Origin of the sequence: Gelidibacter mesophilus DSM 14095 (assembly GCF_000423005.1) — a bacterium.
Taxonomy (GTDB): domain Bacteria; phylum Bacteroidota; class Bacteroidia; order Flavobacteriales; family Flavobacteriaceae; genus Gelidibacter; species Gelidibacter mesophilus.
The window spans coordinates 192,963-206,888 of record NZ_AUHD01000008.1 but is presented as its reverse complement, the minus strand read 5'-3'; the positions used below and the strand labels follow the sequence as shown (position 1 = coordinate 206,888).

General features: G+C 36.5%; 10 protein-coding genes. 7 read left to right on the top strand and 3 right to left on the bottom strand.

Translation table 11 applies throughout. From position 1 onward, the window contains the following. The first annotated feature begins 413 nt into the window (after window positions 1-413). Together G525_RS21745 and G525_RS20770 are read left to right on the top strand one after the other, a co-directional pair. Window positions 414-623: a hypothetical protein gene (locus G525_RS21745; RefSeq protein WP_051209892.1), complete on the top strand. Its 210-nt coding sequence runs from the start codon at window positions 414-416 to the stop codon at window positions 621-623. Between the two features lie 3 nt (window positions 624-626). Further along, a complete protein-coding gene (locus G525_RS20770; protein WP_051209891.1) occupies window positions 627-1,571 on the top strand; it encodes a GNAT family protein in 945 nt (314 codons plus the stop codon). 340 nt (window positions 1,572-1,911) lie between these two features. Here G525_RS20770 and G525_RS0111200 read toward each other — a convergent pair whose 3' ends face one another. Then, the gene (locus G525_RS0111200) at window positions 1,912-2,847 is read right to left on the bottom strand and encodes an SPFH domain-containing protein (RefSeq protein WP_027126262.1); all 936 of its coding nucleotides are present in this window, start codon (window positions 2,845-2,847) and stop codon (window positions 1,912-1,914) included. A 92-nt stretch (window positions 2,848-2,939) separates the two neighbouring features. After that, complete coding sequence (gene gltX, locus G525_RS0111195; RefSeq protein ID WP_027126261.1) at window positions 2,940-4,451, bottom strand: glutamate--tRNA ligase; 1,512 nt, start codon at window positions 4,449-4,451, stop codon at window positions 2,940-2,942. 339 nt (window positions 4,452-4,790) lie between these two features. On the opposite strand from gltX, the gene G525_RS0111190 reads away from it, so the two are divergent. The 5 genes from G525_RS0111190 (at window position 4,791) to G525_RS0111170 (ending at window position 12,713) form a co-directional block, all read left to right on the top strand. Continuing rightward, window positions 4,791-8,210 carry a coiled-coil domain-containing protein gene (locus G525_RS0111190; RefSeq protein ID WP_027126260.1) on the top strand — a complete coding sequence of 1,140 codons (3,420 nt, stop codon included), beginning with the start codon at window positions 4,791-4,793 and terminating at the stop codon, window positions 8,208-8,210. Continuing rightward, a complete protein-coding gene (gene ybeY, locus G525_RS0111185) occupies window positions 8,197-8,607 on the top strand; it encodes an rRNA maturation RNase YbeY (protein ID WP_027126259.1) in 411 nt (136 codons plus the stop codon). The genes G525_RS0111190 and ybeY overlap by 14 nt, the downstream gene beginning before the upstream one ends. A gap of 131 nt (window positions 8,608-8,738) precedes the next feature. Beyond that, window positions 8,739-10,610 carry a tRNA uridine-5-carboxymethylaminomethyl(34) synthesis enzyme MnmG gene (gene mnmG / locus G525_RS0111180; protein ID WP_027126258.1) on the top strand — a complete coding sequence of 624 codons (1,872 nt, stop codon included), beginning with the start codon at window positions 8,739-8,741 and terminating at the stop codon, window positions 10,608-10,610. 512 nt (window positions 10,611-11,122) lie between these two features. After that, window positions 11,123-11,983, top strand: coding sequence for a class I SAM-dependent methyltransferase (locus G525_RS0111175; protein WP_027126257.1), 861 nt, complete (start codon window positions 11,123-11,125; stop codon window positions 11,981-11,983). A gap of 214 nt (window positions 11,984-12,197) precedes the next feature. Beyond that, window positions 12,198-12,713: an OmpH/Skp family outer membrane protein gene (locus tag G525_RS0111170; RefSeq protein WP_027126256.1), complete on the top strand. Its 516-nt coding sequence runs from the start codon at window positions 12,198-12,200 to the stop codon at window positions 12,711-12,713. A gap of 45 nt (window positions 12,714-12,758) precedes the next feature. Here the strand turns inward: G525_RS0111170 and G525_RS0111165 are convergent, their stop codons facing one another. Beyond that, the gene (locus tag G525_RS0111165; protein WP_027126255.1) at window positions 12,759-13,913 is read right to left on the bottom strand and encodes a DNA polymerase III subunit; all 1,155 of its coding nucleotides are present in this window, start codon (window positions 13,911-13,913) and stop codon (window positions 12,759-12,761) included. Window positions 13,914-13,926 lie beyond the last annotated feature (13 nt).

The window sequence follows — 13,926 nt, the reverse complement described above, 5'->3', positions numbered from 1 at the left end:
TAGCATCATAAATTCGAGATATTTCAACATGACTAATGTTCTTTTGGTGTTGGAATTCTTTTTATTGGGATGACCAATCCTCATAGCTACTTTGATGGTGAAGCACTTTGATCAAGGATTTGAGTTCTCCTTTCTTAAAACCAATAAAAGTTATCTTAAGAAAAATAGGTTCTTTAGTATTCTAATTCTTCATCAAGGTCGTCGTCTTCTAGGTCATCCAATTCCTCATCACGAAGTAGTTTTTCTGGAGGCGGTGGAAGATCGGGCGGTGGTGGAGCGAGTGGACGTTGGTAATATTTTAATTTTAAAAACTTCTTCGTTAGTAAGTATTGAGATTAGTGACATCAATCTTTTGAGATTTAAATAATCCACTTATTTTTATATCCACTGATTTTTAAGATCCAGTTCCTACTTTGACACACTTTAAACGCTACGTTTCAACGGCTCAAATTCCACCAGCGTGGAATGCATTGGTTAGACATGACATATTTCTTCAGATGCCCTATTTAAATGCCTTGGAGGAAGCTGCACCAACCACCATAACACCATATTATATCGGAGTATTTAAAGATGATGCCCTTGTTGGAATTGCACTCATCCAACGTGTCGAACTCTATGCCTAAGATATGTTTAGAACGGATTCCTCTTCAAAATTGCTGGCTATTTTTAAAGATGGATTATCTAGAATTCTAAAAGGAAATATTTTGGTTGTAGGTAATATGACCCATACAGGACAACATGGAATGTATTTTAATTCTGAATCTATCTCGCCAATCGAATTTTTAGAAATTTTGTATGAGGCCATTGAAGATCTTAAAACTCACATTAAAGAGCAAGGCACTAAATCAATTAGGGCAGTGCTCTTCAAGGATTATTTCAAGAATGATAGCATCCATCAGGCTACGAAATTGCTGATTAGACAAGGATTTTACCATCTCGATGTGCAGCCAAATATGGTCTTGGATATTAGACAGCATTGGCAAACCATTCCTGATTATTTTAATGATCTCAATAAAAAATATAAAATACGCTATAAACGTGCCAAGAAGAAATTAGGCCCAATTACGCTTAAAGAAATGACCACTGACGCGATCTTAGAGAATTCTGATCAGTTGTACCATTTATATAAGAACGTGTCCAATAAGGCCTCATTTAATACGTTTATACTGCCTAAATACCATTTTTATACTTATAAGCTTCAATTAAAGGATAATTTTAGAATCTTTGCGTATTATCAAAGTGGGCAAATGATAGGTTTTTTTAGTCTTATTATGAACAAAGCGAAGTTAGAAACCTATTTCCTGGGCTATGAAGACGGCCATCAGCATACGAATCAACTATACTTGAATATGCTGTATGATATGATTTCTTTTGGAATAGAAAATGGTGTTGAAACGATCGTATTTGCTAGAACCGCGCTAGAGATCAAAAGTTCAGTGGGAGCTACTCCTAGGCCTATGTCTATGTACATGAGACATACCCATCCTATTGTAAATGTATTATTGAAATTCATTTTTAAAGTGATGAATCCTGAACTAATCTTTGAGGAACGGCATCCATTCAAGATTTGAAATGGTATAAAATGACTCTTAATATTGAATTAAATGTTTTGTTGTCTATGTGAAAATGAGTAACTTTTATTATTCAAAACACGTTTAAAAAGGGAACTATCGCAAAAATTATTATCTGAAATTACACAAATCACTAGAGATATTGAGGACAACTATCCTGAACTGGAAACATATTTAGATGAAAGACCAATGACGCTTCCCAATGAAAATGATCCCAATGCCAAGGGTGATAATAAGGCACTTCAGGATTATTTGGACGGCTTAAAAGAAATGATAAAAAAATATAAAGACGGCCATTAAATAATAAACCCTCCACAATTGGAGGGTTTTCTTATGTTGCTTATTGCGCCTTATTATCTTCGTTTTTCTTTTTCAACTTCGCTTCTTTCATCGCTTCGCCAATTTGGTTACTAGCGGTAAAGCTTGCTACCATATTGTTTAACATATCACTTCCTGCCTGCGGAGAGTTTGGTAACAAAATCAAATTACTGTTAACATGTTCCCCAATAGATTGCAAAGTATCATAATGCTGCGTGACCACAATTAATGCTGAAGCTTCCTGAGAGTTGATTCCAACACGGTTCAAGACATCAACAGATTCTTCCAATCCACGGGCAATTTCGCGACGTTGGTCGGCAATACCTTGACCTTGTAAACGTTTACTTTCAGCCTCCGCTTTGGCACGTTCAACAATTAGAATACGAGCCGCATCACCTTCAAACTGCGCCGCAATTTTTTCACGCTCAGAAGCGTTAATACGGTTCATGGCAGATTTTACCTGCGCATCCGGATCAATGTCTGTAACGAGTGTCTTAATGATGTCGTATCCATAATCTGACATGGCATCGTTCAATTCTGTTTTAACAGCAATGGCAATATCGTCTTTTTTAACAAAAACATCATCCAATTTCATTTTTGGCACTTCGGCACGGACCACGTCAAATACATAACTCGTAATCTGATCATGTGCATAATCTAGTTTATAAAATGCATCATAGACTTTTTCCGAAATCACCATAAATTGAACGGAAATTTTTAAACGAACAAAAACATCATCCAAGGTTTTCGTTTCTACAATCACATCCAACTGTTGGATTTTAAGACTCATTCTTCCTGCAACACGGTCAATAATCGGAATTTTCATCTGCAGACCAGAGTGCCGAATGCTTTGAAACTTTCCAAAGCGCTCAATAATTGCGGCCGACTGTTGTTTCACGGTGAAAAAGGAAGAAAATAATATAATTAATCCGACAATAATAAAGGGAATGGCAAACATAGCGTGATTTTTTAATGGTTAGAACAGGTAAAATACTAATTAAAACTTTATTTATGTCGAATCTTCTCCTTTTTTAAAAAAGTTCAATTGGGTTATATGGTCTGCACCAATTTATTAATGCGTTGTACCGTTTCAGCCTTCCCAATCATAAACATGATTTCAAAAACATCAGGACCTTGCATGGCGCCCACTAATGCCAATCGTAAGGGTTGCATCACTTTACCAAATCCCACTTCTTTTTTGCCAATCCAAGCTTTCACATCGGATTGGATATTTGCAACCGTAAAATCTGAAGTATGGCTAATAACCTGCGCTAATTCACTCATCAATTCGCGAGCATCATTGGTCATGATTTTTGAAAATGATTTTTCATCATAAGACTGAGGTGCAATAAAGAAGAACGAGGACAAGTCCCAAAAATCGGTAACAAATGTGGCGCGCTCTTTAATTATTCCAACCACCATAGCCACGTAATTAACGTCAATATCCTTTAATTGAGGCTGGTTGGCTTTGAATACTTCAGCCAATTCATCATCATTTTGATATTGCATATATTGGTGATTGAACCATTTGATTTTATCAGGATCAAAACGGGCACCAGATTTATGGACGCGTTCCAGTTCAAAAGCTTCAATCAATTCCTCTAGAGAAAATAGCTCTTGTTCTGTGCCTGGGTTCCATCCTAAAAAGGCTAAAAAGTTGATTAAAGCATCTGCAAAATAGCCATCCTCTTTATAGCCACGGGAAATATCCCCAGTTTGAGGATCTTTCCATTCCATAGGAAATACAGGAAAGCCTAATTTATCCCCATCGCGTTTGCTCAGTTTTCCTTTTCCGGTAGGTTTAAGAAGTAAAGGTAAATGCGCAAATTGTGGTTTCTCCCATCCAAAAGCGTCGTATAATTGATAATGTAGGGCTAGGGAAGGCAACCATTCTTCACCACGAATCACGTGCGTAATTTCCATTAAATGATCGTCTACAATATTCGCCAAATGATAGGTTGGCATGCCATCACTTTTGAACAAAACCTTGTCATCCAAGATATTGGTTTCAATGGTCATTTGACCTCTAACCATATCCGTTAAGTTGAGGGTTTCATCTTTTGGCGATTTAAAACGGATGACATACGCTTCTCCAGCATCCAACTTATGTTGCGTTTCTTCTTTAGAAAGAGACAGTGAATTGAGCAAGAGTTTTCTGTTATGCCAGTTATAAATAAATGTTTTTCCTTTGGCCTCATGGTCTTTTCTATGATGATCAAGGCTCTCTGCGGTGTCAAATGCATAATAGGCATTGCCAGAAGCGATAAGCTGCTCGGCATATTTTTGATACAAATGCTTACGTTCACTCTGCCTGTATGGACCAAATTTTTCATTTTTTCCTGGACCTTCATCAAACGGAATATTACACCAATTTAAAGCGTTTATGATATAATTTTCAGCGCATTCAACATAGCGGTTTTGATCGGTATCTTCTATTCTGACGATAAAAGTCCCCTTATGTTTTTTAGCAAATAAATAGTTGAAAAGAGCAGTACGAACACCACCAATATGTAAAGGTCCTGTTGGACTTGGTGCAAAACGCACACGAACATGATCTGTCATTGTTTATAATTTAAGAATACAAAGATAGATTTTTCGTGTGCAATCTCGAAGCTTAGAGAGAGAATTCAAGCTTCTAAATTTACGAATTACAGATTTATTCAAATTGAAAATGTGTTGGCAATGATGATCTTAAGTTAAAATAGTTTCACGTGGAATTTCGTTCATTTAAAACTGCTAACTTTAAGTCAGAGAAGTTTTTGAACTTTATATTTCAAATGATGCCATTATTTGAACTGGTTCATCCTCTTAATTAACATAAGCTTATCAGAATTAGATAATTATAGATTAAAATAAAATTGTATTTTGTGGGGTTAAATACCAATTGCTTCCAAATCGTTTATGAACAGTTTCAAAACCATACAAGCCAAGCTCGAACAGTTTATCAGACGTTATTATACGAACGATCTGCTAAAAGGTGCCATTCTATTTTTTGCCATTGGGTTACTATATCTTTTATTGACACTTTTTATAGAATATTTGTTTTGGTTAGGACCAACCGCAAGAGCTATTCTGTTTTGGGTATTCGTAACGGTAGAAGTAGGCTTGTTTGTCAGGTTTATTGTGTGGCCAATAACAAAATTATTTAAGCTTCAAAAAGGAATTGACTATGAGGAGGCGTCAAAGATCATTGGAAAGCATTTCCCCCAGGTCAGTGACAAACTGTTGAACGTCCTTCAACTTCAGAGAAATGCTGAGCAATCCGAATTATTATTGGCTAGTATTGAGCAGAAATCGGCCGAGTTGGATCCTGTTCCATTTAAAATGGCGGTCAATTTCAATAAAAATGTGACTTATCTAAAATATGCGGTAATTCCAATTCTCATTTTAGTGTTGACATTCATTACCGGACATTTTAATTGGTTCAGCGGCAGTTATGAGCGTGTTGTAAACTATAAAACAGCCTATGAACCGCCGGCTCCTTTTCAGTTTTTTGTGGTAAATGATGGCCTTCAGGCCATAGAAAACAAAGACTTTAAACTTATGGTTAAAACGGTAGGTTCAGTAGTGCCTGAGAACGCACAAATTCATTATGCCGGTGAAACTTATTTTTTAAGACAAACCAATCCCGGAACTTTTGAGTATGTCTTTGCTCAACCAAAGGATGATGTTTCTTTTACACTTTCTGCCAATAAGGTAATTTCTAAAAACTATCAGCTTAACGTTGTTAACGTGCCAACATTAGTAAACTTTGAAATGGTGTTGGATTATCCTGTATATCTCAACAGGGCAGATGAGGTATTGAAGAGTACCGGAAATACGACCATTCCTGAAGGTACAAATATTACTTGGAAAATCAAGACCCGTTCCACTGACGAGGTGGCAATGTATGCTGCTGATACGACGAGTTTTGAGCTCACATCAAAAGGTAACTTTGAGATGTCGAAACGCCTCTATTCCAAATTCGATTATAATATAGCCACAAGCAACCAAGCACTCAAGGATCATGAAAATTTGGCCTATAGCATTCAAGTTATAAAAGATGCTTACCCTGAACTTAATATTAAGGTTGAACGGGATTCTATTGATAATCAATCGCTTTATTTTTATGGTCAGGCGAGTGATGATTATGGATTGAGTAAACTTCAACTGGTCTATTATCCATCTGATAATGAGTCGGATAAACACATTGTGCCACTTTCTATGCCCCAAACTAATTTTGAGGAATTTGTAAGTGCATTTCCGAACAACCTGAAATTAATAGATGGTGTGACTTATGACTTATATTTTCAGGTTTTTGATAACGACCCCATTCATAATTTTAAAAGTGTAAAAAGTACAATGTTCACTTACCGTAAACTTACTAAGGACGAAGCGGAGCGTAAGCAATTGCGAGAACAAAGTGAAACCATAATGAATCTGGATAATTCTTTTGAAAAGATAAAACTTCAGGAAAAGCAATTGGAGGAGTTATCAAGGACCCAAAAGGAAAAGGAGCAACTTAGTTTCAATGATAAAAAGAAACTCGATAATTTTATAAAGCGTCAAAAGCAGCAAGAAGAAATGATGCAGAATTTCAATAGGCAGCTTAAGGAAAATTTGGAGGATTTTCAAAAGGACAATCCCGAAAACGATCCTTTTAAGGCAGATCTTAAAGAGCGCTTAAAAGATAATGAAGAACAACTTCAGAAGGATGAAAAGCTTTTAAAGGAATTGGAAGCCCTCCAAGATAAAATGCAAAAGGAGGAGCTGACTGAAAAGCTAGACCAACTCGCCAAGCAAAACAAGAATAAGAAAAAAAGTTTACAACAGCTGCTGGAATTAACCAAACGTTACTATGTGGCTAAAAAGTCGGAAAAGTTGCAACGTGAAATTGAACAATTAGCTGACGAACAAGAAAAGTTGTCCAAAGAAAATCAAGAAAATAATACCAAGGAGAAGCAGGAAAAATTAAATGAAGACTTTGAAAACTTTCAAAAAGAATTGGAAGAACTTCAAAAAGAGAATCATGCCTTAAAGAAGCCTTTAGAGGTTCCTCAGGATAAAGAAGCGGAAATGGAGATTAAAAAGGAACAGAAGGAAGCTTCAGATGACCTTGAAAAAAAGGAGGATGCTGAACGAAGGAATGATTCAAATAACGCCAAGCAAAAACAGAATGATGCACAGAAGAAGCAAAAGGATGCTTCTAAGAAAATGAAACAGATGAGTGCAAAAATGTCTGATGCAATGATGTCTGGTGGTCAAGAGCAGATGCAGGAAGATGCGGCAATGCTTCGACAAATTTTAAAAAATTTATTGCTGTTCTCCTTTGATCAGGAGGATTTGATGGATAAGTTTAAGAGCATTCAAATCAACCATAATCAATACGGAACGTTTTTGCGTAAGCAGAGCAGTTTACGTGAGCATTTTGAACATATTGATGATAGTTTATTTGCATTGTCACTTCGTCAACCTAAACTTTCCGAGCATGTTAACTCTAAGATTACCGATGTGTTTTATAATATAAACAAATCCATGGATGAGCTTTCTGAAAATTTATTGTATCAGGGCGTAGGCACCCAACAATACACAATGACGGCAACCAATGAATTGGCCAATTTTTTAAGTGATATTTTGGATAATATGGAAGCTGATATGAATCCTGGTCAAGGTGAAGGTTCCGGAAAAGGACAAGGTCAAGGCGGTGGTTCTGGCGGAATTCAATTGCCAGATATCATTATGAGCCAGGAGGAATTGAACAAGCAGATGGAAGAAGGCGTGAAGAAGAGTGAGTCTGGTAAAGAGAAGGATGGCGGGGGTCAACAAGAGGGTGATGGAGAAAGTGGCGAAAAAAAAGGCAATGAGCCAGGTGAAGAAGGAGACGGCGTGCATTCTAAAGAGGGTGATGAAGGCTCTTCAGAATCCATGAATGGTGAGTTATATCGTATTTATCAACAACAACAGCAACTGAGACAGGCATTACAGGACAAGCTTGGCCAATTGGGCAATTCACAACAAGGACAACAGTTGTTAAAGCAAATGGAAAATATCGAATATGATTTGATTAATAAGGGTTTTACCAATCAGACGCTTCAACGTATGATGAACTTACAACATCAGCTTTTAAAGTTGGAAAATGCTACATTTTTGCAAGGCGAGGAGCATAAGCGCGAGGCCAATACCAATAAGAAGCAATTTGATAATTCATCAAATGATCAAATTCCTACGGCCAAAGAATATTTTAATACTACTGAAATATTAAATAGACAAGCTTTACCTTTGCAACAAATTTACAAGAAAAAGGTGCAGGAGTATTTTAAGAAAGAGGATGATCAGCTTTAACTACGAAATAGAATTTGAATTGGACAATGAACTTATATTGTCTGAATGGATCTCAAATGCCATTATTGAAGAAAGTTTCAAGGAGGGTGAAATCAATTATATTTTTTGTGATGATGCCTATCTTTTGAAACTCAATATTGAATTTTTGGAGCATGACACCCTTACCGATATCATCAGTTTTGATTACACCTTAGGCAAACTTATCAGTGGAGATATTTATATTTCAATTGAGAGGGTACGGGATAATGCGAAGGACTTTGAAGAAAGTTTCTATACTGAATTAAGTCGGGTTATGATTCATGGAATTCTGCATTATTGTGGCTATAAGGACAAGACGGAAGACGACGCAGCTGTAATGCGCTCGAAAGAAAACTACTACATTTCTAAGGTGTCCTAAGTTTCAGCAAATCAGCGTATATTTGCAAACTTTTCTATTGAGATGGGTTTTGCTGGTGGTTGTTTCTTTTGACTTCAAAGTGATGAAATGATATTGTTCCACGTGGAACAATCAAATTTAAATAACAAACAATGTTTGATAAAGTATATGATGTAATTGTGGTTGGAGGCGGCCATGCTGGAAGTGAGGCTGCGGCCTCTGCTGCCAATATGGGAAGCGCAACATTATTGATTACAATGAATCTTCAAAATATAGCGCAAATGTCTTGTAATCCTGCTATGGGTGGGATTGCAAAGGGTCAAATTTTGCGGGAGATTGATGCGCTGGGAGGATATAGCGGTATCGTAAGCGATACTTCTGCTATCCAATTTAAGATGTTGAATAAATCTAAGGGACCTGCTATGTGGAGTCCTCGTGTGCAAAGTGACCGCATGCGTTTTGCGGAAGATTGGCGCTTGATGTTGGAAGGCACGCCAAATCTTGATTTTTATCAGGATATGGTTTCTGGTCTAATTGTGAAAAATCATCAAGTGGTGGGCGTTAAAACATCTTTAGGTTTAGAAGTGAGAGCCAAGTCGGTTGTCCTTACTAACGGTACTTTTTTGAATGGTTTGATCCATATTGGAGATAAGAACTTCGGAGGGGGTAGAGCAGGAGAAAGAGCAGCAACCGGAATTACAGAGCAACTGGTGCAATTAGGATTTGAATCTGGGAGAATGAAAACGGGAACACCACCAAGAGTAGATGGTCGTTCTTTAGATTATTCTAAAATGGTGGTCCAGCCAGGGGATGAGATTCCTGAAAAATTTTCATATTCTGACGTTACCAAACCGTTGACGCATCAACGCGATTGTCACATGTCTTTTACGAGTCCGTTGGTTCATGATTTGCTGCGCGAAGGTTTTGACCGGTCGCCAATGTTTAACGGGAGGATTCAAAGTACAGGGCCGCGATATTGTCCGTCCATTGAAGATAAGATTAACCGATTTGCCACTAAGGATCGGCACCAGCTTTTTGTAGAACCTGAAGGATGGCATACGGTGGAGGTTTATGTCAATGGATTTTCAACTTCACTTCCAGAAGATGTTCAATTTAAAGCATTAAGATCTGTAGTCGGTTTTGAGAAGGTCAAGTTTTTCAGACCAGGTTATGCGATAGAATACGATTATTTTCCGCCTACACAATTAAAGCACACCTTAGAAACTAAGTTGGTAAGGGGATTGTTTTTTGCTGGACAGATCAATGGAACGACGGGTTATGAAGAAGCAGCTTCGCAAGGTTTGATGGCCGGAATAAATGCTGCGCTCCAGGTTCAGGAAAGGGAGGAGTTTACCTTAAAAAGGAATGAAGCTTATATTGGTGTTTTAGTTGATGATTTAATTACGAAGGGAACGGAAGAGCCTTATCGGATGTTTACGTCGCGTGCGGAATACAGAACACTCTTAAGACAGGATAATGCCGATTTAAGATTAACTCCAAAAGGGTATGAATTAGGGTTGGCTAGTGAAAAACGTTTGAGAAGAATGGAGGAAAAACATTCAAAGTCAGACGCCTTTGTTGAGTTTTTTAAACAGACCAGTGTTTCAGCGGATGATATCAATCCTATTTTAGGCGACAATGATTCAGCCTTGGTCAATCAATCAGGAAAACTCTTTAAGATTTTTGCGCGTCCAAATATTTCTATGGAGGATGTGCGTAAGATTTCAAGCGTTGAAGATTATATACAAGAGCATGATCTAGATATCGAAACTATCGAGCAAACGGAAATTCAGGTTAAATATTCTGGATATATTGATAAGGAAAAGAACAATGCCGATAAGTTAAATCGGTTAGAGGATTTGAAAATTCCATCCAATTTTGATTATTCTCAGCTGAAATCAATGAGCATTGAAGCACGGCAGAAGCTTGAGAAAATTCAGCCTGCAACTATTTCTCAGGCGTCTAGAATAAGCGGTGTTTCCCCAAGTGATGTTTCAGTCCTCCTTGTTTATATGGGGAGATAATCATAAAATACATTGCGAATGTTCCACGTGGAACGTTTGCTAATTTCTTGATAGTTATCACTGTTTTTTGTTATGAAAATCGATTGTTGCTACAAGATTCAATTGCCGGAAGATTTAAAAATTCCAATTTCAAAGTGCCAAATTCCAGTTATAGTGTTCTTAATTATTAGTGTGATTCATTCTTTAGTGGACTGTGAAAATCAGTTAGATTTACTTTGTTGGTATTTATTAATCCTAAATTTCATTCAAATTATTATTACTGATTGGTGTAATTCGCGTTAAGCTAATTTGTGAATATCTATAAAATCTGCGTCGCTTCAAATTGATTATTTTGAGTTGCCAACAAAATTATCATTAAATTCATAGGAGAATTTTGAATTAAGAAAAGCACAGGAGTGATGCAAATTTTCAATAATTGAAATTATAAAAGTAAGTCGTGATTCTTGAGAAGAGTGCTTTCTATTTATTAAATTCGCTTTCTAAATTGATTCATTTCATACCATCCAAATAGCGTGTCAAAACCAATTCAAAGAAATGTCTATATAAAAGTGAAAGATCATTCTGTTTCCCAGGAAGATTTTGAATTAGTCTTTAATGACGAATTTGGATTGCTCGAAACTTTTCCGCAACCTTCTGTCGAAACTTTAGGGGATTATTATAAGAGTGAAGATTATATTTCCCATACGGATGCCAAGCGCAATTTTTTTGAAAAAGTTTATCATTATGTAAAAGAAATCGCTTTAAAGAAAAAATTGAGGCTTATTAATTCGGTTTCAAATAATAGTAAAATACTTTTGGATGTTGGTTGTGGGACGGGGGATTTTTTGCAGGTGGCGGGAAATTCTGGATGGAATATCACAGGAATTGAACCCAACGAAGAGGCTAGGCATATTGCCAATAGAAAAACAAATAATACTGTGCTAGATGCTGACCAACTCTTTAAATTGGAAGCCGGCAGTTTTGATGTGATTACACTTTGGCACGTATTGGAGCATCTGCCCAATCTTGATAAACATTTTTCGGTCTTCAAAAAATTATTGAAATCAGAGGGTACATTAATAATCGCAGTACCGAATTATAAAAGTTACGATGCACAAGTTTATAAGGAATTTTGGGCGGCGTATGATGCACCAAGACATCTCTGGCATTTTAATCAGGATGCCATAAAACAATTAGCAGTCAAATCAAATATGAAATACGTAAAAACTATTCCAATGAAATTTGATGCGTTTTATGTCAGTCTGTTATCTGAAAAATATAAATCTGGAAAAATGAATTATTTTCAAGGATTTTGGAACGGTTTGCTTTCAAACTTCAAAGCCAAGTCTTCCGGAGAGTATTCGTCACTAATTTATGTTCTAAAGAAGGCTTAAAAGTGATTTAAGACGATTTTAGAGCGTTTTTTGCGCTCTCCGAACAAACTACATTCATGAATTCTAATTCGCTCGTAAACGGAGGCAAATTTCGTCATTTTCAATAGGTTAAATTAATAGCGATGGAAATATCTATAATTTTAATCTATATTATTTATTTTTCTTAAATTCTCGTTGACTTTATTACATTTGCAAAAAATTAATAAACACAAAAATGAAAAAAGGTTTTATCGCTCTATTAACTTTAGTGATGTTGTCATCATGTCAAGAGCAAACAAAAATTGGATTTGTAGATAATGGCAAATTGATTAATGACTATCAAAAGAAAAAAGACATTGAAGCTAAATATCAAATTGAAATTGACGCTTTCAACAAGAAAGTAGATAGTATCGGCCAATCATTCCAAACTTTGGCTGCAGAAATGCAAGAAAAGGATCCAAAAATGGTTAAAGCAAGTTCTCAAGAGCAATATCAAGCTTTGGCGCAGCAATACCAACGTTTTCAACAACAGTTCCAAATGGAGGAACAACAAATCCAAAGACAAAGTCAATCTCAAATAGATACCCTTATAAAGGAAGTGAGAACATTTGTTAAAGGTTACGGTGAAAAGCATGGGTATTCTTATATCCTAGGAAGCAATGAAGCGGGTAGTGTGATGTATGGAAAAGAAAGCCAAGATTTAACCAAAGAAATTTTGGATGCTTTAAATGCAGAAGGAAAGAAAGAGTAACTCAGGTACTGAGAGACCTATATCAATACATAAAAAAGCCAGTTTTTAACTGGCTTTTTTATGTAGTAGTCGCGTCAGTTTAATGGAAAGATCGGTCAAAATGATCTTTGAATTTCCGTTACGTTCAATATGATAAATGGCATCTTGAAGCTCTTGACTAATATCCATGATATTGCCCTCATGAACAAAGGGCGCGAAATTCTCCAACTTGAAATTTTTAGTTTTCGGTTCCATAAAAACTAATGGGTTGGCATTATAATTCATTAAAAGTGCCTGCCGAAAAAAATCAAGGCAAAATTGCAAAAATTGCTTTTGTGTTTCTCTTCCCGTTTTTGCAACCTGCTCACTCCAACTTATCAAATCGTGAATGGCAGTTTTATTTCCTTTCGCCTTAAAAGCACTTCTGATCCAAAATACAAACCATTCCTCAAATTGGATATCTTCAGAGTCATGGTACACTAAATCACAAGCTTTGTTATAATTACCATTGGATTGGTTCGCTATTTTTGTTGCAGTGGCTTCATTTAATTGATAACTTTTCTGTAATGCTGTTGTAATAATGGCTTCAGGCAAAGGAGGAAAATGAAGCACTTGGCATCTGGACCGAATAGTATTGATAATCTGCGCTTCGTCTTCCGCAATCAGAAGAAAAACTGTTTTTGATGGTGGTTCCTCTATCAGTTTTAAAAGTTTGTTAGCTGCAGAAGTGTTCATTTTTTCAGCCATCCAAATAAGCATGACTTTATAGCCACCTTCATAAGATTTAAGAGATAAGGACTTTACAATATTTAAAGCTTCATCTACACCTATTTGGCCTTGCTTATTTTCAATGCCCAACATCCGGTACCAATCAAATAAATTTCCGTAAGGTTGCTCTTTTAATAATTTGCGCCATTCTTCCAAAAAGTGGTTGGAGACAGGGTGTTTTTTAATTTTATCTGTCGTAGCAACAGGAAAGGCGAAGTGAAGATCAGGATGGGAATAATTCTGAAATTTGAGGTTGCAACTTGCGTTACCTCCACTGTTTTCAGAACCCCGGTTAGCACAAAGAATGTATTGCGCATAAGCGATAGCCATAGGTAAAGTGCCTGAGCCTTCTGGACCCACAAACAATTGCGCATGTGGAATGCGTCCGTTGTCCACACTTTGGGTTAAGTGGTTTTTTAGATGATCTTGACCTAAGATAGTACTGAATTGCATGGCACAAAACTAT